The sequence below is a fragment of the Streptomyces sp. NPDC037013 genome (genome assembly GCF_055607265.1).
Genome location: NZ_JBVJRV010000002.1, coordinates 300,989 through 320,255 on the forward strand (window position 1 = coordinate 300,989; position 19,267 = coordinate 320,255).

Annotated in this window: 13 protein-coding genes, 1 pseudogene and 1 riboswitch; of the genes and pseudogenes, 3 read left to right on the forward strand and 11 right to left on the reverse strand. The window is 68.2% G+C overall.

Annotated elements, in window-relative coordinates; translation table 11 throughout:
- Positions 1 to 31: 31 nt before the first annotated feature.
- The gene (locus tag ACZ7DY_RS06545) at positions 32 to 1,105 is read right to left on the reverse strand and encodes a C40 family peptidase (RefSeq protein ID WP_471130853.1); all 1,074 of its coding nucleotides are present in this window, start codon (positions 1,103 to 1,105) and stop codon (positions 32 to 34) included.
- A 345-nt stretch (positions 1,106 to 1,450) separates the two neighbouring features.
- Between ACZ7DY_RS06545 and ACZ7DY_RS06550 the strand changes: the two genes are divergently transcribed.
- On the forward strand, positions 1,451 to 1,804 hold the full coding sequence (locus ACZ7DY_RS06550; RefSeq protein ID WP_471130856.1) for a hypothetical protein: 354 nt from the start codon (positions 1,451 to 1,453) through the stop codon (positions 1,802 to 1,804).
- A 705-nt stretch (positions 1,805 to 2,509) separates the two neighbouring features.
- Here ACZ7DY_RS06550 and ACZ7DY_RS06555 read toward each other — a convergent pair.
- From ACZ7DY_RS06555 to ACZ7DY_RS06590, 8 genes and pseudogenes are all read right to left on the reverse strand, one after another.
- Positions 2,510 to 3,526: a hypothetical protein gene (locus ACZ7DY_RS06555; protein WP_471130858.1), complete on the reverse strand. Its 1,017-nt coding sequence runs from the start codon at positions 3,524 to 3,526 to the stop codon at positions 2,510 to 2,512.
- Between the two features lie 133 nt (positions 3,527 to 3,659).
- Complete coding sequence (locus ACZ7DY_RS06560) at positions 3,660 to 5,114, reverse strand: ATP-dependent nuclease (RefSeq protein ID WP_471130861.1); 1,455 nt, start codon at positions 5,112 to 5,114, stop codon at positions 3,660 to 3,662.
- Positions 5,115 to 5,241: 127 nt separating this feature from the next.
- The gene (locus tag ACZ7DY_RS06565; protein ID WP_471130863.1) at positions 5,242 to 8,196 is read right to left on the reverse strand and encodes a TniQ family protein; all 2,955 of its coding nucleotides are present in this window, start codon (positions 8,194 to 8,196) and stop codon (positions 5,242 to 5,244) included.
- Positions 8,193 to 9,260: an ATP-binding protein gene (locus ACZ7DY_RS06570; protein ID WP_471130865.1), complete on the reverse strand. Its 1,068-nt coding sequence runs from the start codon at positions 9,258 to 9,260 to the stop codon at positions 8,193 to 8,195. Before ACZ7DY_RS06570 ends, ACZ7DY_RS06565 begins: the two co-directional genes overlap by 4 nt.
- The gene (locus ACZ7DY_RS06575) at positions 9,257 to 9,922 is read right to left on the reverse strand and encodes a Mu transposase C-terminal domain-containing protein (RefSeq protein WP_471130867.1); all 666 of its coding nucleotides are present in this window, start codon (positions 9,920 to 9,922) and stop codon (positions 9,257 to 9,259) included. Before ACZ7DY_RS06575 ends, ACZ7DY_RS06570 begins: the two co-directional genes overlap by 4 nt.
- A gap of 71 nt (positions 9,923 to 9,993) precedes the next feature.
- Complete coding sequence (locus ACZ7DY_RS06580) at positions 9,994 to 10,605, reverse strand: helix-turn-helix domain-containing protein (protein WP_471132458.1); 612 nt, start codon at positions 10,603 to 10,605, stop codon at positions 9,994 to 9,996.
- Positions 10,606 to 10,863: 258 nt separating this feature from the next.
- A pseudogene (locus ACZ7DY_RS06585) lies at positions 10,864 to 11,439 on the reverse strand (TnsA-like heteromeric transposase endonuclease subunit); the annotation flags it as partial.
- Positions 11,440 to 11,600: 161 nt separating this feature from the next.
- Positions 11,601 to 12,812, reverse strand: coding sequence for a C40 family peptidase (locus ACZ7DY_RS06590; RefSeq protein ID WP_471130870.1), 1,212 nt, complete (start codon positions 12,810 to 12,812; stop codon positions 11,601 to 11,603).
- 8 nt (positions 12,813 to 12,820) lie between these two features.
- Positions 12,821 to 12,976, reverse strand: a riboswitch (cyclic di-AMP (ydaO/yuaA leader).
- 268 nt (positions 12,977 to 13,244) lie between these two features.
- On the opposite strand from ACZ7DY_RS06590, the gene pcrA reads away from it, so the two are divergent.
- Entirely contained in the window at positions 13,245 to 15,758 is a 2,514-nt protein-coding gene (gene pcrA, locus ACZ7DY_RS06595; RefSeq protein WP_471130873.1) for a DNA helicase PcrA, read from the forward strand.
- Between the two features lie 31 nt (positions 15,759 to 15,789).
- Here pcrA and ACZ7DY_RS06600 read toward each other — a convergent pair whose 3' ends face one another.
- Complete coding sequence (locus tag ACZ7DY_RS06600) at positions 15,790 to 17,283, reverse strand: M23 family metallopeptidase (protein WP_471130876.1); 1,494 nt, start codon at positions 17,281 to 17,283, stop codon at positions 15,790 to 15,792.
- 205 nt (positions 17,284 to 17,488) lie between these two features.
- Positions 17,489 to 18,415, reverse strand: coding sequence for an esterase/lipase family protein (locus tag ACZ7DY_RS06605; protein ID WP_471130878.1), 927 nt, complete (start codon positions 18,413 to 18,415; stop codon positions 17,489 to 17,491).
- A 430-nt stretch (positions 18,416 to 18,845) separates the two neighbouring features.
- Between ACZ7DY_RS06605 and ACZ7DY_RS06610 the strand changes: the two genes are divergently transcribed.
- A complete protein-coding gene (locus ACZ7DY_RS06610; RefSeq protein WP_471130880.1) occupies positions 18,846 to 19,256 on the forward strand; it encodes a cobalamin B12-binding domain-containing protein in 411 nt (136 codons plus the stop codon).
- Positions 19,257 to 19,267: the final 11 nt, after the last annotated feature.

Here is a 19,267-nt window from a genome sequence, read left to right on the forward strand (position 1 = left end):
GCTGACCGCGACGGGCGGGAGGCGCCGGGGTTCACGTGACGCGGGTGGCCCCGGCGAACGGCATCTGGTCGATCGGCGCGAGCCGTACCGGAGCGCTGGGGTTGGGGGCGTGGATCATCTGACCGTTGCCGACGTAGAGGCCGACGTGGCTGATGCCGGAGTAGAAGAAGACCAGGTCGCCGGGGCGCAGTTCGGAGCGGGAGACCCGCTTGCCCGCGCCGATCTGGGCGTAGGTGGTGCGGGGCAGTGAGACGCCCGCCGAGCGGTAGGCGGCCTGGGTGAGCCCGGAGCAGTCGAAGGCGTTCGGTCCGGTGGCGCCCCAGACGTACGGGCTGCCGAGCGCCTTGTACGCGTACGCGACGGCGGACGCGGCACGGGAGTCGGGAGCCTTGGCGGCGACCGGGGCCGCCTCGCGCGCGCTCGACCGGGTGGCGTGGTCGCCGCCCGCCCGTCCAGCCACCGGGCCGCCGTCGGGACCGGTCAGGTCGGCACGCTGCTCGGCGGTGAGCCGGGACAGCAGCCGCCTGGCCTCGGCGAGCTTTCCGGTGATCGTCTTCTTGTGCTTCTTCAACTCCGCCTGGCGTGCGCGGAGGACGGCCAGGCGGTCGTCGGCCTCGCCGCGCAGCCGGCTCAGCTCGCGCAGCTGCCTGTGTACGTCGCGCAGGGCCAGGGCCTGCCGGTCGCCGGCCCGGTCGGCGCGTGCCGCGCGGTCCAGGAACTGTGCGGGGTCGGAGGAGAGCGCGAGCTGGAGGGAGGGGTCGATGCCGCCCGCGCGGTACTGCGCGGCGGCGTACGAACCCAGGTCGTCGCGGGCGGCGTTGAGCTTCTCCGTCTTGCGGGCCGCCTCGTCGCGCAGCTCGCCGAGTGATTTCTCGGCCTTCTCGGCCTTCTCCTTCGCGCCGTTGTACTTCTCGGTGGCCGTCTCCGCCTCCCGGTAGAGCGCGTCGACCCTGGACTTCACCTCGGCCGGGCCGAGCCGCGGGTCCGCGTGCCCCGTGCCGTCGAAGGCGGTCGCGGTGGCGGCTGCTGCGAGGGCGAGGGTGGCGGCGGTGCGGGCCGTGCTGCCGCTGAGCGAGCGCCGCCTGGGCTTGCGGTGCGCTGCCACGAATAGGGCTCCTTACGTGTCCGGCGACGGCCCGCACAGGGGGAGCGGACCGCCGCCGGGTTTCTCGGCGGTGGTGGCCGGCGGCCGTCCCGGGTTCGGACGGCGGTGGGGAGCCGGTCACCTGAGGGAGGACGCTAAACCTGACCGTCACGGGTTGGTGACGGATTGTGCGCTATTGACGTAAGCGGGCGATGTGGTGACCAACTGTGACCGGTCGGCTCGGGGGGCCGTGCCCGCTTCGAACGCGGCTCTGACCGATGGCCCCGTTACGACGCGCCCGCGAGGGACCAGTGGTACGGGGGTGGCTGCCGGGAGCGGCGGCCGTCCCGGCTAGGCTCCGGCCCCATGGACGTACTCATCCATCTCTTCGTCGGCCTGCACATCATCGGCATCGCCTCGCTCCTGGGCGGTTTCCTGACCCAGATGAAGCAGATGGGCCAGGGCGCGGCCCGGTTCAGCCCCGCCATGCTGCACGGCGCGCTGACCATGCTTGTCACCGGTGTGGTCCTGGTGGGCCTCAACCAGGCGGACGACAACGCGGTCAACAACCTCAAGATCGGCATCAAGCTGGCCGTCCTGATCGTGATCCTCGCGCTGGTCTACGTGAAGCGGGACGACGAGAAGATCGACAAGGGCCTCTTCGGCGCGGTCGGCCTGCTGACCGTGGCGAACATCTTCATCGCCGTGCTCTGGACCTGAGTGCTCCCGCCGCTTTGGGCCCCTGAGCGGCGGACACCCTCTACGCGCGCGTGCCCGCATCCTGCCGAGGATGCGGGCACGCGCGCGTAGATGTAGGTTCCCATTACATTTGTCGGAGCGGGCGTCGCTGAGCTGCAGTTCGGGGTGGATTCTCATCGGTCTGTCCTGCGGTTCTTCTCATCGGCCTGTCCGTTTCTTCGCGGGCTGGGGTAGCGGTATCTGCTTGCGCGCGGCCACGGGCTGGTCAGGAGTTGAGGAGCGCGTGGGCATCCTTGACGACGGCGATGATCCGAGGGCTGGGTGGTGATCTGCTCGGTCAGTTCGGCCTCACGAGCCGTGCGCCCGGAGCGCTGGTGTGGCGGGCGTGGAAGGCGGTTCGGGAGACCTCGAGCAGCTCACACGCTCGTTTGGGTGCGTGCTCTACTTCTCCGCCTCGATGTACGGGTGCGTCGTCACTGGGTCTCCTTCGCGAAGCGTGCAACGGCGCGGGCCGCCTACCCCTTCTGCGTCGACGCGATAGGGCGGATGCTCCCCCAGCGACCGCGAGACGTCCCCCGTGCCCGTAGCGGTCCGGGGCCTGCTCGGGCAGTCCAAGCCACGCCGTGGTGGCCGCTGGTCTCGGCGTCGACGACCACTTCTACAGGGTGGTCGCTGCGGTCATCGCGACCGCTGTGTCTTTGCTACAGGCCGTCAGAACTTGGCGAATCAGGCGCCTAAGCAGTCCTCGCACAGGCCGAGATCGTCCTCGGAGGCGGGGACATACGTGTCCAGGCACTCGCTGCACTGGGCTAGTTCGTCGAAATCCGCACTGCAGGAGAAGCACAGTGACCGGCGTTCCTCAGGTGCCTGGGCGACTCTCGCCCCGTCGACCAGCAGTGCGTACGCGTTGCAGTTCGGGCATGACTGAACATTGCCGTCCATATTGACATCGAACGTGTCGATGTACTCGGTGACTGCATGGTTGGGATCGTCCCAGGTGGCGTGACAGAAGCGACAGGAGAGGGGTTTCGACCCCTCGCCGACCACGAGTGTGGCCTCGCCGCAGGAGCAGCACTCCACGGTGCGGTCCTTGACGTCCTTCAGCTCGTCAGTCAGGCGCTTGAGCCGTGTATCAATGAAGGACTTGATGGTGAGGACTCTTGTACGCACTCGCTCCAGCTCGGACGTGAGCGGGCCAGCCTCTTCGCCGGGCAGGGATGGCAGCAATTGGTCGTGCACGAAGGCGACGAGGAAGTCCAGGACTTGGGCCGCCCGGGTGTCGACGGCGCGGGCGTTCACCTTGAGGCCATAGTGCTGCAGGGCATTGCGCCACCGGGACAGGACCGCAAGGCTTTTCGCCGCCCTGTCGTCGACGGTCACGCCGGCGATGTCCTTGAGGCGGGCGATGGCTCCATTGGTCGTGCAGCTCTCGAAGTCGCCAGCCTCGAACTTCTTGCGGCTGGCGAGACCGGGGTCTTTGAAGACGAGGCTCCAGTGTTCCTGCAGCAGACGGGCCTTGAGGAGGACCTCCGCGGACGCCTGCAGGTGCAGGACCGCGTACTTCAGGTCCCGCGGGTGAGGCTGTTCGTCGGCGGTGAGGTGGTCGACGACGCTGTGGAGGTAGTCGACGCCGTTCTGCACTGGCGGGAAGTCGACCTCGTGCGTAGTCGGCGAGTTTGCCTGCGCCTCGTCGCCGGGACGAGGCTCAGGTGCACCACCTTCGCTGCCTTCGCTAGCTGTCAAGACTCGAATCCTTATAGACGCCTGGCTTCTGAGCACCCTCGGATTACGTCGCATTCTGCCAGGACCCTCGTCGTGGACGGAGGCAATGCGAATCCGTCGAACTCGGCCCTCTGCTCGTGGCGGCCGCCGGGGGTCACGGTTGGTTGCTGTCCCGGCGAGGGAGCTTGTCGCCGATCGCCTCGACCAGAGTCTTGACCTCTTCGGGGAACTTCTGGGCCCAGGTCGTCAGAAACGCGCTCTTCACGATGTGGCCCGAGGTGAAGTCCAGGTCGCCGCCGATCTGTTCCCAGATCGTGTGCCGGTCCCAGTTGGTGAGTGCACGCTCCGTCACCACCTTCTTCACTCGTTCCTGTGCATGTAGGCCGAGGTGGACGGCCACAGCTAGCCGACCTGCTTCCTCGTCGAGACAGTCCAACACCCTTTCCAGCACATGGGCTTCGGGATAGCCGGATCCAGGAAGTGTGAAGATGCCCTTGTCCGGATTGGCGCGTTCGGCTTGGTCGCCGTCGAGGATGCAGATCGACGGATAGGTTGCGGTGGGGTCGATGTTGTGATGCGTGTTGACCTTGATTGCAGGATCGTGGCCACCCATCGCATGCACCTTGACCTCGTCCAGTTCGATGCCACCATGGCTGCGCAGGGCCGTGAGAACCATGAGCTCGGCGAAGTCGTCTTCGACGAAGATCGCGAGCTTGGCCTGGATCTGTCCCGTAATGGTTCGCAGGGCTTTAACGTCCAACTTCCCCTGGATCACATTGCCTTGCAGAGCTGCCCAGACGGCCTTGGAAGGCAACGGGGCGAGCGCGTCGTTGGAGTGCGTGGTGAAGATGACCTGACAGGACTTGCGATGGGCGACACCGATCAAGTACTCGACCATGCGCTGAGTGGCCACCGGGTGCAAGCCGTTCTCGATTTCCTCGATGAGGATCATCGCCCCGGGCGAGGCCGCTTCGACCTCGGCGACGATTCGGATGACGCTCGCCTCGCCGGCACCGAAGTGGAACTCAGAGTACCCGTCCCCCCGAGGGGTGAGGCCGGAGAAGAGCGACACTCTTTCCGCGGCGTCCACATAGAGCTGCTGGAACCCCTCGATGGGCTTGGCCAGGATCTTTGCGGCATGCTGCGTGACCTCGGGGGCAAGGGTCACCTCGCGGACAGCGGCGAAGGATCCACCAATGGCGGCCTTGAGCTTGGCGCGCTCTGTGGCGGGCAGGGTCCGCTCGACTCCGAACACCAGAACCTCGCGTTCAAGAGCGGTGCGGTTCCACTTCAGTTGCTTGAAGCTGGCTGTGCGCGAGACCGATAGCCGCGGTGTGTGCTCTTTGTCGATGATTTCGTACTCGATTGACCAGTTCTGCATGCTGGAGTCGTACTTGCCGCTCTTTGCGAAGAACCGTCCTGGCGAGACGCTCTTGTAGGCCAGTGCCGCCGCCCCCAGAACGGTTGTCTTGCCTCCGCCGTTTGGCCCGACCAGAGCGGTGACGGGGAAGTCGAAAGTGACCTCTCGGTCCGTGAAGCCCCGAAGCTTCCGCAAGGTCAGTCGCTTGAGGAACTTGCCGTAGTTCTCCTTGGTGACCTTCGTCTCCAAGTCGGTGATCACACTCGGTCGGACTTCGCTCCTGTAGTCAGTCACCACTGCCCCGTCTGTCTCTTGACTGTTATTGGTTTATCGTCGCAGATCAGGCAAAAAGAATCATCGAGTAATGAGGAAAGACTCATCGAGCTGTGCGGCGGCGTGGTTTGTGGTGCTGGACTTCGTGGGCGGCTGCGCGGAGCCCAGCGGGTGTGAGCGCGTAGTAGGTGCGTCGGCGACCGGGGCCGCAGCCGACCGGTGCTCGCGCGAGCCAGGACTCTTCGGCTTCGGGCCGACTGGTGAGCCAGCCCGCTCGTTCCATCCTCTTGAGCTGGGGATAGAGGGTGCCGTTGTCGATGCCGGTTCTCGCATGGATCTGGGCGCCGTAGAACTCTTCGTTCTGGTGGTCTACCAGGTCGCGCAGGAGTACGAGGGTGGGGCCGGTGATTCGGATTCGCTTGGCGGTGATGTCGTCGCCGAAAGGCCTGAGCGGTCCGGGGCTTTGCCGGGTGGTGAGACGGATAGCGGCTCTGGCCAGCGTGGCCGCGTCCGGCATGCGCGTGATCTGGTCGGGGCCGAGTGCGGAGTGCATCATCGCCTGGATGTCATCGGTGGCAAGGGAGCGCAGGAGGGCGCTGCCGTGCCTGGTCGGACGGTGCGGTTTCCTGAAGGCGGCGCGATGGAACAGCGCGTGCCCGAGATCGCGTTCCAGGCGCTGGAATTGGTGGACCAGGGCACCTCGGTGCGTGCCGAGGTAGTCGGCTGCGGTTTCGACATTCGGCAGGGCCATGGCGATCTGGAAGCGGTGAAGGCGAAGCCAGCCGTGCAGCGTGCCCTCGACGGCTGCGCGGATATTGCGCGGGACGCTTTTGTCGACCTTGGCGGTCATGATGGTGCGGCTGTGAACGCCCGGCGGGCGCAGGGGGATGCCGAGTTGCAGGAACCGGCGGCGGACTGTTTCGTCTTCGGTGCCGAGTTGGGCGGCGATGTCGGCTGTGGAGCGTTTGTGGGCCAGGTACTGCTTGCTCAGCCAGGACTCGTCCATGGGGACGGGGCGTTGCGAGTAGTAGATGGTGAGGCCCGTCGCCTTCGCCTGCTCGACGACGATCTGGCGGGAGATGCCGGTTTCCCGGGCGATGCGGGTGAGTGTCTTGCCGCTCTTGGTGTATTCGCGGCCCAGGAAGGAGGCTGTGAGTACTGTGCGGGCGCGCTCTCGTAGTTTCCAGGCCGAGATGGGGGTGGTGCGGGCCCATTCCCGTTCGCCCTGGTCGATGTGTTCGAGAGCGAGTCGGACGTGCGTGACGGTGGTCTTCATCAGGCGGGCGGTATCGGAGGGCTTGCGTCCTTCGGCGATCACGAGGCGTTTGAGGGTGCCGAGATCGATGTCGTCCAGCCGGGGGCCGGGAAGGGCCAGTCCTTGGCAGCACTCTTCGGGTGGTTCCCAGGCCACAGGTTCGTCGATGCCAAGATCTTCAAGCAGTTCCTCGGCGTGTTGGAGCAGGGCCTGTCTCTGCGAGAGCGAGAGCGAGAGGTTGAAGTTGACGTAGCGGGTGCGGTCGCTTGGGCTCTTCCAGGCCAGGGCGTGTTGGGCGTCGGTGAGGTCGGCTCCGGTCAGCAGATGGAAGAGATATCTCCTGGCCTGCAGCAGACGGCCAGGGGCGGCGGGCGTACTCGTTTCGCCGGGATGTGTGTTGGTGCGGAAACACAGTTCCTGCCACGCGGCCTCGCTGATCGTGTCGGCCGGGATGAGGGTCCGCCGCCGTTGGTAATTGATCTCACTGCCGTGTTCGTCGAGGTAGTCGGCGATACGGCAGAGGGCGGGAAAGACCTGTTCATAGCCGCTTTGGCTGATCACTTGCAGGGCGTGGGCGACGTAGTTGGCCAGGTGGCCGTGCAGCGGCTTGAGGAGGGCCTTCTTGTCCCTGCTGCTGGCGCCGGGCAGAAAGAGCAGGGCGGCGGTGGTGCCGCGGAACAGGTCGACTCGGAGTCCTTGGGGCGGAAGGAACCGCAAGGTCCAGTGGGGCCAGAGCAGTTGTGGGATGTGCTGGGAGCGGGAGGTGTGCGGCGCATCCCCGGGGGCGGGGATGCGGGCCGCTGGACTGCCCGAGTGCAGGCGGACGCGGTCCAGCTGGCTGAGGTGGGTATCAGCGGCGTGGACGAACCTGCCACGCATGCGGGGTGAGAGCTTCTTCCAGTTCCCCATGGTCATGTCGGCGGGGTGGAGAGCTGTCGGTGCCCCCTGTTGAGTGCGGAGCTGCTGGATGCGCTGGATGGCGGTGTCGTGGCAGGGGCCCAGCAGTGGTCGGGCATGGTGCGTGATCACTGCGGTGAGCGGGGCGTTCACCGGTGCCAGCCGGTCGGGCGGGGCCTTGGTGGGGCGCTCGGCCCATGCCGTCGCGGCGACGGTTCCCAGACGGCGGATCTCTTGCTCAGGCAGGGCGTGCAGGAACCAGCGCGACAAATGGATCAGATCGTTCAGGCTCGCGGCTGCCGCCGAGATGTCGGGATCGGCAAGGAGCTCGTCGATCCAGCGCTGAGCGGACAGCAGCGGGCTGGTGTCGGGGAGTCGGTTCGTCGGCGTGATGCGGAGATCCGTGCCGCAGGGCGGGTTGTCACCACGGCGGGTGGTGCAGATCCCGGCCGGATGGGAACGAGTGCGGCCTGGGAGCAGGCGGCGTGGCCGGCAGCCGCAGCCGGGACACGTGTCGTGCAGCAGCGTGCGGTGGTTGGTGCAGGCGAACACGCAGGGCAGCCACCAGACGAGTTTCCATCGGCCCTCGCGTTCGGCCAGACAGTCCGGGCAGTAGCGCGAGCCGCGGGCCTGCCGTGTCCGCAGCGGCAGGACAGGATTCGGCAGGGTCTGGTCCAGGTGGTGATCGGGCAACTGGCAGCGGCGTTCCAGCTCACGAAGCTGGGAGGAAGTGACGCTCGTGAAGAGCGTGGAGGTCAGGGAAGGGGCCGGCAGGCCGAAGTCGGTCAGCAGTGCCCGAAGGGAGAGCCCGTTGCGGCGGGCGAGTGCTTCGAGCCAGCTGTCGATCCCCTCGCCGGGGGCAACAGGGACCCGCAGCGGCAGCACGCGACTACTGCCGGGGATCATGATGCCGCCTTGGACTTGGATGACAGAGTGCCGTGGGCGAGAGCGGCCGCGAGTTGCTTGCGAGCCTGTACTTGGTCGAGCAGGTCGCGGTTCAAGGCCTCGGTCCTGCCACGGATGGCTCGGTAGCAACCGCGCATCAGCAGAGTGAAGTACGACCCAATGTGGCCGCTGGTACGTTCGAAGAGGTAGTCGGCCAGGTCGATGAGCATGCCGGGGCGGTGCTCGGCCAGCACGAGTTGGCGCTCGGATGCCTTGAGCAGGCTCCGCCAGTGCTGGCGCCCCTGGTCGGAGATGAGGTGGAACGGGTCCACGCCGAGCCGCGTCCAGCGGCGTGCGGTCTGCGCGAGGACCGTGTTCTTCCCGGTCAGCCCGTCGGCGAAGAAGCGACGTTCGGCGAGTCCGACGCCGACGTAGACGAAGGTGACGGGAAGCTCGTTGGCGAGCCACTTCAGATGGTTGCTCACCGCGAGCCCTTCCTTGCGGTCGAGGTCGATGAAGTGGATGTCGTCGATGATCCCCAGACGGCTGTCGCGGCTGAGCACGCAGTCCAGAGCATGGCTGGCCAGGGCCGCGGCGCTGCCCCGGTCGGTGGCGGGATGCCCGTAGAACTCGCAGATCATTCGGTTCAACGTGCGCAGAGTGGTGTTCGAGGTCAGCCCGACCCGGAAGACCGGGACGCGCTCGTTGCCCTCGGCCGTGACCGCTCCGAGTCGGCGGCGCTGCTGGCGGTCGTATGTGCGGCCGTAGAGGTTGGCGATGGTGGTCTTGCCCAGGCCGGGCAGGGCGTCGATGACTGCCGCGGAGCGGATGCGGTCGCCGTCCTGCCGGTTGCTGGCCACGATCTGGTCCAGTTCCTCGTGGAGGAAGGCCAGCTGAGGGGTCTGGATGATGCCGAAGTTCGCGTGCCAGTCGTGACGCCGGTCGTTGTAGTCCTCACGGGCGTCCTCGCCCAGCGCGTCCAGCTGAGTTCGGGTGAGCATCTCGGGCCATTGCCGGGGCGGAGTGTTGACGTACTGGTTCCAGCCCTCCTTGCGGGACAGGCTGAACAGTCCTGGTGTGCTCATTCCAGTACCTCGAAGGCGTCCGCGTAGAAGTCGTCCCCGTCCGGGGCGTCGAAAATCTCGTCCTCCTCGTCGAGGTCGCTGGTGACGGGCTGGGGCACCAAATGTAGGTGGGCCGTGCTCACCGGCGTGTGGGGCTTGTCCTCTGGCAGCCGGGGCAGCGGGACCGCGGCTCGTTCGGCGGACAACCGCAGGGCCATGCGGCGTTCGCGGCGATCGGTGACCATGCCCTGGTCCCAACGGGCGAGGAGCTCGGCCACCGCCTCGGAGGCGTCGAGATGCCGCTCGCGCCGGAGCGACAGGCGCCGGGCGTGAGCCGCGGCCTCGGCGGAGAACGCCGTATCCAGTGCGGGGGCGTGTTCCCATTCCAGCCGGTGCCAGGAGTCGTCGGCCGGATGCTGGAAGTAGACGAACCGCACGTAATCGGGGTGGACACGGATCGGCCACCGGCCGGCGAGCAGCCCGCCGTACGGGCTCTTCTCGTTGCGGTAGCCGTCCAGGACCGGCCCGTTGTACCGCAGCCCGTCGACCTCGACGCCGTAGTGCTGGATAGTGCGCGGCTTAACCTGCAGGAAGTCGAAGACGAGGTCGGGCGACGGAAGTATGCGCAGCCGTCCCGCTCGTGCCGGACCGGCTTGCAGCATTTCCAGCGGCGACAGTTCCACCTCCGGCCACTGAGGGATGACCAGCCCATCGTGCTGGGAACATTGATAGACCCCAGTGATCCACTCGCGGATCACGTCCTCCAGCTCGTGGATGTAGAAGAACGCCTGATCCTCGACTGTGTCGGCGTTGACGCTGTGACGTAGTCCGCGAGCACGACGCTGACAGCCTCGTCCCAACGCGGATCGACACGAGAGCCTCGCCTCTTGAGCAAGCGGGTGTCGACCAACGCGGCCTCGCCACCCGCCTGATAGGCAGCGGCCCACCGTTCCACCGTTCGCGCCGACACCTTCAGCTCGGCGGCCTTGGCTCCGATCCGCTGCTTCAACGACCGTGCCTCGGAGAACTCGTCGCGCGGTTCATCAGGCCGGGCGCCTTCAGCGAAGCCCGAACGGTAGCCGGTCAAAACTTCACGGATATGCCCGGCCCGCTCGCCGACCTGATCCCGCTGCTGCCGCGACAATGACGCCAGCACGAGGCCTGCACTGTCATCGGCCCTCGGCAGTGGTCCGGTGTCCACCGGCTTCGAGCCTGCAGCCAGACGTCCCACCGAGACGGTGGAGAACTTACCGGTCCACGCATTGCGGATCATCACACCCAGGTGATCGAACTCGACCACTTCGACGACGTCGCCGCAGAAGACCAGCCGAGACCCGGGAAACACCGCAACGGCGGCACTCCTCATCCCTCCTGGTCCTCCCCACCTGCGAGGCGAACCGGCGTCTGCGCACTCAACGGACGCGAAAGATCCGCCGACAGGGCACCCGACCACACCAGATGTAAAAGTGCCGGACGGACGAGATCCGCAGGATGCCGTGCCGCCAACGCCCTCTCGATCCCGCCGACGTTCGCCTGCACTCGCGCGGCTTCCAGTACCTCCGCAGACATCCGCAGACAGGTGCACTGCGACACGCTCAGGCCGTCGATAGCCGGCTAGGAACCGGACATTCTCCACGAGGACAGGACTGGCGCCGGCCCACACCTCGAAAGCCCAGCCCTGCAGCGAACACAGCTTCCGCATCCAGTCGAACTGGGTCACTACCCCCGGTAGGTCGACACGGTACGGAGCCTTCACGTCCACCACCGTGACCAGCCCGTCCGCATGCGTCAGCAGTAGATCCGGCACGTGTCGGCGGACGCGGACCCCGTCGTCCCCGCACACCTGGAACGGCTGAGCGGCAATGCCGACCACATCCCTGGCAAAATCCGCCAGCAAGATCCGGGCGAGCTCCAAACGACTCTCGTAGGCGACCAGGCGATCGCCCGTCACCGCGTGGTACCAGCCCGAGTAGTGCCGACGCCCCTTGTACCAGCGGAACTCCCGCACCGGCAGCCCGGCCGCTACCTCTTTACTCACCAGCAGATCCCACGAGGTCTCCGCGAAGACCCCGTCTGCTTGGCGGTAGCGGACCTCTACAGCTCTGGCCTCAGCCGTTGGCTCTCGAACCGAGACGTACGACACCGCCACTTCCGAGTAACCGAAGGGACACAGAAGGTGATCCCGGCCGAGGCTGCCCATAGACTGCGGCGTCCCATGCGTCCGGGGAGCGCAAGAAGGCTGTGAGTGGCCGAGAGTCACTCTACGGAGCGATTCTCAGCGATCTGTCGCAGACGACAAGTTGACGACAGATCGCTGAGAATCCGACAGATCTAACGCGGCCCTACAGTAGAGGGTGGTTTTCAGGCGGGACGCACCACGCCGTGGATCGGCATGTAGTAGATCGACTCGACGCGGACGTTCGCGCCCGGCTTCGGGGCGTGGATCATCTTGCCGTTGCCGATGTAGATCCCCACGTGGCTGATGTCGTCGTAGAAGAACACCAGGTCACCCGGTTTCGCGTCCGCCGTTTTCACGGTCGTGCCGGCCTTCACCTGGTCCCACGTGGTGCGCGGCAGGGAGATCCCCGCGGCCTTCCACGCGTCCTGGGTGAGCCCGGAGCAGTCGTAGGAGTCGGGGCCGGTGGCGCCCCAGACGTACGGCTTGCCGATCTGTGCCTCCGCGAAGTCGATGACCTTCGCGGCCTTGGTGGCGTAGCCGCCGTCCGTGGTGCCGGAACCCGTACCGGACCCCGAGCCCGCGTCCGCACCGGACCCCGCGTCCGACCCCGTGTCGGACCCGGAGCCCTGGCCCTGCTCGCGCTCCTTCTGCCGCCGCGCCTCCTCCGCCCTGCGCTCGCGCTCCGCCTCGGCGGCCTGCTCGCGGGCGAGCTTCTCGGCCTTCCGCCTGGCCTCCTGCTTCTTCTTCCGCTCGATCTCCGCGAGCCGCGCCTTCTCCTGGGCCGTCAGCCGCGACAGGAGTTCGCGTGCGTCGCCCAGCTTCTTCTGGACGGTCCGCTTGCTCGTCCTGAGGTCGTCCCGCGAGTCGCTGAGGGTCTCCAGACTCTTCGCGGCCCGCGTGCGCTGCTTCGTCGCCGACGCCCGCTGCGCCTGGTAGTCGTCGACCGCCTTCTTCTGGCGCGTGGTCAGCCGGTCCGCCAGGTGGTTCTGGTCGAAGTAACCCTGCGGGTCGTCGGCGAGCATCATCGCGGCCGTCTCGGAGACGGCCCCGGTGCGGTACTGCGCGGCGGCGAACGAGCCGAGCTCCTTGCGCGCGGCGTTCAGCCTGTCGGTGCGCCTGGCCACGTCGTCCAGGAGGTGGTCGACCTTCTTGCGCTGCTTGTCGGTGCGCTCCTTGGCCGAGTTGTACTTCTGGGTGGCCACGCCGGCCTGCCGGTAGAGCTCGTCGACCTTCTTCTGGACCTCTTCGAGGCTGGGTCCGGCCGGCGCGGAGGGCGCCGCCTGGGCGCTCTGCGACAGGAGGGCGACGGAGGTGAGGGCAGCCGTCGTGAGGCCGAGGGCGGGGGCCGTGCGAATTCCGGCTGCCCGGGTCCGCGGCTTGCGGTGCGACGCCAAGGGAGGCGACTCCTTCCGTAGACCGCCTACCGGGTTAGCTGTCGGGTTCGGGCGGGTGGTCCGGAAGGTTGCCCTACGGTCCCGTACTTCGTACGGGACCGATTCACCCCAAGTTTTCGGTGGGTCCCCGGCTCCGAACATGTCGGACTCGGCGGAGGCCACCCGTTCCCGGCGGGGTTCGCCGGTGGGGGACGAGCGGCCCGCGGAGCACGCTAGCCAACCCGTGTGGCCCGTGTGAAGGTTGATGTTCGATATGCCCGATACATTTTCGTGATGTTGCGGAGCCCGTGCCGTGACCCCCACCGGCCGGATGCGGAGGGTCATCGTCCGCGAGCCGGGCGTAGCGCGCCGCCCGGTGGCGTGCCAGGTCACATGTGAGGTGACCGGAACCCGCAGCGGGTTGTCAGTGGGGCCGCCTAGACTCGGGAGGCGATGAGCAGCCTCTTTGATGACAGCTTCCTGGCGGACCTGCAGCCCTCCCGGGCCGCGGACGAAGAGCCCCCGCCGCCGCCCGAGGACAGCGCTCCGGAACCGGTTCCGGACGACTTGTTCAGCGGGAAGTTCGACGTGCCCATGACCCGGGACACGCACTACCGCGACGGCGCCCCGCGCCCGGTCATCGACCCGGCGTCGCTCCTCGACGGCCTGAACGAGAACCAGCGCGCGGCCGTCGTCCACGCGGGCTCCCCCCTGCTCATCGTCGCCGGCGCCGGCTCCGGCAAGACCCGCGTGCTGACCCACCGCATCGCGTACCTCCTCGCCGAGCGCGGTGTGCACCCCGGCCAGATCCTGGCGATCACCTTCACGAACAAGGCCGCGGGCGAGATGAAGGAGCGCGTCGAGCAGCTCGTCGGCCCGAGGGCCAACGCCATGTGGGTGTCGACCTTCCACAGCGCCTGCGTCCGCATCCTGCGCCGCGAGTACAAGAAGCTGGGCTTCACGTCCTCCTTCTCGATCTACGACGCCGCCGACTCCAAGCGCCTGATGGCCCTGGTCTGCCGTGACCTCGACCTGGACCCCAAGAAGTTCCCGCCGAAGTCCTTCAGCGCCAAGATCTCGAACCTGAAGAACGAGCTGATCGACGAGGAGGACTTCGCCGGTCAGGCCGCCGACGGCTTCGAGAAGACCCTCGCCCAGGCCTACGCCATGTACCAGTCGCGCCTTCGCGAGGCCAACGCGATGGACTTCGACGACCTGATCATGACGACGGTCCACCTCCTGCGCGCCTTCCCGGACGTCGCCGAGCACTACCGCCGCCGCTTCCGGCACGTCATGGTCGACGAGTACCAGGACACCAACCACGCGCAGTACGCGCTCGTGCGCGAGCTGGTCGGCCCCTCCGGAGGCGAGGGCGACGACCCCGCAGAGCTGTGCGTGGTGGGTGACGCCGACCAGTCCATCTACGCCTTCCGCGGCGCCACCATCCGCAACATCCTCCAGTTCGAGGAGGACTACACGGACGCGACGACGATCCTCCTGGAGCAGAACTACCGCTCCACGCAGACGATCCTCACCGCGGCCAACGCGGTCATCGAGCGCAACGAAAGCCGCCGCCCGAAGAATCTCTGGACCAACCAGGGCGCGGGCGCGCGCATCACCGGATACGTCGCCGACACCGAGCACGACGAGGCACAGTTCGTCGCCGACGAGATCGACCGCCTCACGGACGCGGGCGAGGCGAAGGCCGGCGACGTGGCGATCTTCTACCGGACGAACGCCCAGTCCCGTGTCTTCGAAGAGATCTTCATCCGCGTCGGCCTGCCCTACAAGGTCGTCGGCGGCGTCCGCTTCTACGAGCGCAAGGAGGTCCGCGATGTGCTGGCCTACCTGCGCGTCCTCGCCAACCCCGAGGACGCCGTCCCGCTGCGCCGCATCCTGAACGTGCCCAAGAGGGGCATCGGCGACCGCGCCGAAGCCATGATCGACGCGCTCTCGCAGCGCGAGAAGATCTCCTTCCCGCAGGCGCTGCGCCGCGTCGACGAGGCGTACGGCATGGCGGCCCGCTCCACCAATGCGGTCAAGCGGTTCAACACGCTCATGGAGGAGCTGCGGACCATCGTCGAGTCCGGCGCGGGCCCGGCCGTCATCCTGGAAGCCGTCCTCGAACGCACCGGCTACCTCGCCGAGTTGCAGGCCTCCACCGACCCGCAGGACGAGACACGCATCGAGAACCTCCAGGAACTCGCCGCCGTGGCCCTGGAGTTCGAGCAGGAGAACGCCCGGACCGAAGCCCCGGAGGACGCCGGAGCCCCCTCTGAGGAGACGCCCGCCCCGGCCGGCACGCTCGCCGACTTCCTGGAGCGGGTCGCCCTGGTCGCCGACTCCGACCAGATCCCCGACGAGGAGGACGACGGCTCCGGAGTCATCACCCTGATGACCCTGCACACCGCCAAGGGCCTCGAATTCCCCGTGGTGTTCCTGACCGGCATGGAGGACGGCGTCTTCCCGCACATGCGCGCCCTCGGCCAGGTCAAGGAGCTGGAGGAGGAGCGTCGCCTCGCGTACGTCGGCATCACGCGCGCGCGTGAACGGCTCTACCTGACGCGCTCCTCGATGCGCAGCGCCTGGGGACAGCCGTCGTACAACCCGCCGTCGCGCTTCCTCGAGGAGATCCCGGAAACCCACCTGGACTGGAAGCGGAAGGGCTCCGCCGGCGCGCCCGCGTCGTCCGGCTTCGGTGGTTCGGGTCCGGCCGGGGGCATCGCGTCGACGCTGTCGTCCTCGCGCTCGCGCAGCAGCGGCGCGCAGGGCTTCGCCACGCGCCGCGCCACGGAGAAGCCGGTGGTCGCGCTGGCCGTCGGCGACCGGGTCACGCACGACCAGTTCGGCCTCGGCACGGTCGTCGGGGTGAAGGGCACGGGGGCGAACGCGGAGGCGACGGTGGACTTCGGCGAGCCCAAGCCCAAGCGCCTCCTGCTGAGGTACGCGCCGGTCGAGAAGTTGTGAGGCCCGGCCACGGCACCGGCCCCGGCGGGAGTTACGTCGGGTCGAGGCCGTGGCTGCGCAGCCACGGCAGCGGGTCGATCGCCGAGCCGCCGCCGGGGCGCACCTCGAAGTGCAGGTGCGGTCCTGTGGAGTTGCCGGAGTTCCCGGAGAAGGCGATGGGCTGGCCCGCCTTGACGGGACCGCTGGAGATCTTGTGCGTGGAGAGGTGGCAGTACCACGTCTCCGTGCCGTCCTTGGCGGTCACGATCGCCATGTTGCCGTAGGCGCTGTTCCACTTGGTCGTCACGGTGCCGTCGGTGGCGGCGACGACCTCCGTGCCGTACGACACCGGGAAGTCGATCCCGGAGTGCGCGGACATCCAGTTGACGCCGGCCTGGCCGTAGTACGCGCTGAGGCCGTGCTGCTTCACCGGCAGGGCGAACTTGGGGCGCAGCCGTTCCTTGCGCGCCGCCTCGGCGGCCGCCTTCTTCTGGGCGGCCTCCTTCTGGGCCTTGAGGTCGATGCGTTCCTGCGTACGGCTCGCGCGGTCCGCGAAGTCACCCGCGTCCGCGGAGAGGTTGGCCAGCTGGGTGTCGAGCTTGTTGTTGGCGGCGGAGGGCTTCACGGAGGTCGGGTCCGGGGCCGACGCCGTCGTGTCCGTGCTCTCGTCCCCGCCGAAGTTGCCCACGGAGGCGGCGGCCACGCCGGCGACGCCCATCACGCACGCCGAGGGCACCGCGACCGTCAGCAGCGCGGAACGTTTGGCGGGGCTGCGGCGGCGGGTCCGCGAACCGCCCGCTCCGGAGGCGCCGCCCCCCTTGCCGCGGGAGGCGCGCCGACCGGGACCCTGAGCCTCGGGGACCCCCGCGGGAGAGGCGCTCCCGGGGCCCGCGCCTGTGTCGTCGTACGCGGCGTCGTCCTCGTGGGCGGCGTCCGGGGAGATCTCGTACGTGTCCGTGGGGGACGCCGGGTCGTGCGTCTCGCCCGCGGAGTTCCACGCCGTGGCGTCGTACGCGCCGGTGTCGAAGCTCTGCGTGTCCCACAGGCCGGGCTGCGGCGCGCCGTTCGCGTGGGCCGGCCGGTCCCAGGCGGCGGTGTCCCACTGGCCCGTGGCGTCGGGGCCGGGGCCCGGCTGTGACGGGATGTCGGCGAGCTGCTGATGGCCACCGGTCGACCACATCGAGCCGGTGTCGTAGCCGCCGGTGTCGTACGTGGCGGCGTAGTACTGCGCGGCGTACGGGTCCTGGGTGAGGGTCTGCTGGGGGCCGGTCGTCGTCGCCCAACCGCCCGTGTCCTGCCCGCCGCCCGGCATGTCGCCGAAGAGGGGGTCGGTGGCGAAGGTGCCCGTGTCGTATCCGCCGGTTTCACATCCCGCAGAGGGGAAACCCGTGGTGTCGAAGCTGCCGGTGGAGCCGGTGGAGTAGGCGTCGTAGCCGTAGCCGCCGGGCTGGGCACCCGGTTGTCCATACGTCGCGTAGTGCGCGTGGTCGGCACCGAGAGCCGAGGACGGGGGAGTCGAGCTCCCCGACGGGTGACGGTCGTTCACCAACTTCTCTTTCGCCTCGGCAGCAGGGGCGGAGCAGTGCGGCGACTGTACCCGGCGGTATACGGGCGCGACAATCTTCGGCAGGTTTCATGGTCTCAGGAAACGGGCATTCGGCCGTCTTTCGGCGGACTGTGGGCACAGCCTTGGCCCTGCGTTCGAGGTCCGTTCGACACGGGTGGCGGCTTTTCCGCGCCCGGTTGAGCCCTCAGGCGACCGTGAGTCCGCCCGGCGCGCTCCGGGTGTCGGCGCCCGGATGCGTCAGGTCGAGCGCTTGACGTATGCCGTTCGCGACCGCGGGGTGGACCGGCAGGGCGAGATGGCCGATTCCGGTCACGCGGACGTTCTGCGCGGTCAGGTCCGGGTGGTCGACGCACGCCGTCTCCATCGGGTCCATGACGCGGTCCAGATCGCTCCAGAACCCCACGAACTGCGTACGGCACCGCGGCGCCGGCTCCCTCAACTCCTCGATCACGTCGGATCCCGGCCGCATCTGCCGGACGATCGGGTGCGCGTCCGCGAACGGCGCGACGCGGGTGCCGGAGTGCGGTGTGCCGAGCGTGACCAGGGTGCGTACGCGTACGTCGCCGCCGAGCCGCTGCGCGTAATAGCGGGCGATCAGACCGCCGAGACTGTGCCCGACGATGTCGATCCGGGCGTGTCCCGTGCGTTCGCAGATCTCTTCGACGTGGCGTCCGAGCAGCTCGGCCGCGACGCGGATGTCGCAGGTGAGGGGGGAGTAGTTCAGGGACTCCACGTACCGCCCGCCGTGCTGCGACAGGGCGCGGCGCAGCAGGACGAAGACGGAACGGTTGTCGATGAAGCCGTGCAGGAGGAGGACCGGGGGGCGGTCGTCCGGCGGGAGGCGGGGGGCGTCCGGGGGCGGCTGGACCGGGGCCGGCCTGCGCTCCTGCGCGATGCCCGAGGGGTAGAGGAGGACGTGGCCCGCGAGGATCGTCAGTTCCAGGGCGGTCGCCTTCAGCAGGGCCACGGAGAGGCCCGCCACCTTGGTCGGCAGAGCGGGCAGCGCAGGGAGGGCGGGCAGGGCGGGCAGCGGTGGAAGTGGGGCGCGGCTGAGAATTCTCGGCAGCAGCGCGCCTAATGGGCGAAAGGGGTGGCCCCCTGTGACCGGCATCGTCGACCTCCCGAACGGCGCACGGGAGGACGGCTCTGTTCCCCCGTATGCCCTAGGGGGAGTCGTGGTCGAGGAGGGGGCCGGTGATGGCGGAACGGGCCCCCGTGAGCGGCGGCTCCGTGCCCCCGTCGCAGTCGCCGATGTGCGCTGTCACCACGCCGTGCGGTGGCCGGTGCGGTGGTCGGCGATCTCGATGCGGCTCCCCTCGCGCCTGCTCCGGATGCGGGGCGTGAACCCCCGAACGACGGACGGCGCGCAGCGAACGTGTCCCACCGTGTGATTTCCCCCTCGCTCCACACCGTGAAACTGCCGCTTGAGCGATGCTGTAGATAACGTTCGTTCACTTCCCCGGCCGGTGCGGTACGGGGTATCTGTGCCGGGACAGACTGTTGTCGGTCAACGGTACGGACATCGGTACATGGAGGCAGTGATGGGTGTGGCAGCCGGGCCGATCCGCGTGGTGGTCGCCAAGCCGGGGCTCGACGGGCACGATCGCGGGGCCAAGGTGATCGCGCGGGCGCTGCGCGACGCCGGTATGGAGGTCATCTACACCGGGCTGCACCAGACGCCCGAGCAGGTCGTGGACACCGCGATCCAGGAGGACGCCGACGCGATCGGCCTCTCCATCCTGTCCGGTGCGCACAACACGCTGTTCGCGCGGGTGTTGGAGCTCTTGAAGGAGCGGGACGCGGAGGACATCAAGGTCTTCGGCGGCGGCATCATCCCGGAGGCGGACATCGCGCCGCTGAAGGAGAAGGGCGTCGCCGAGATCTTCACACCGGGCGCCACCACCGCGTCGATCGTGGAGTGGGTCCGGGGGAACGTGCGACAGCCTGCGTGATCTCGCGGGGG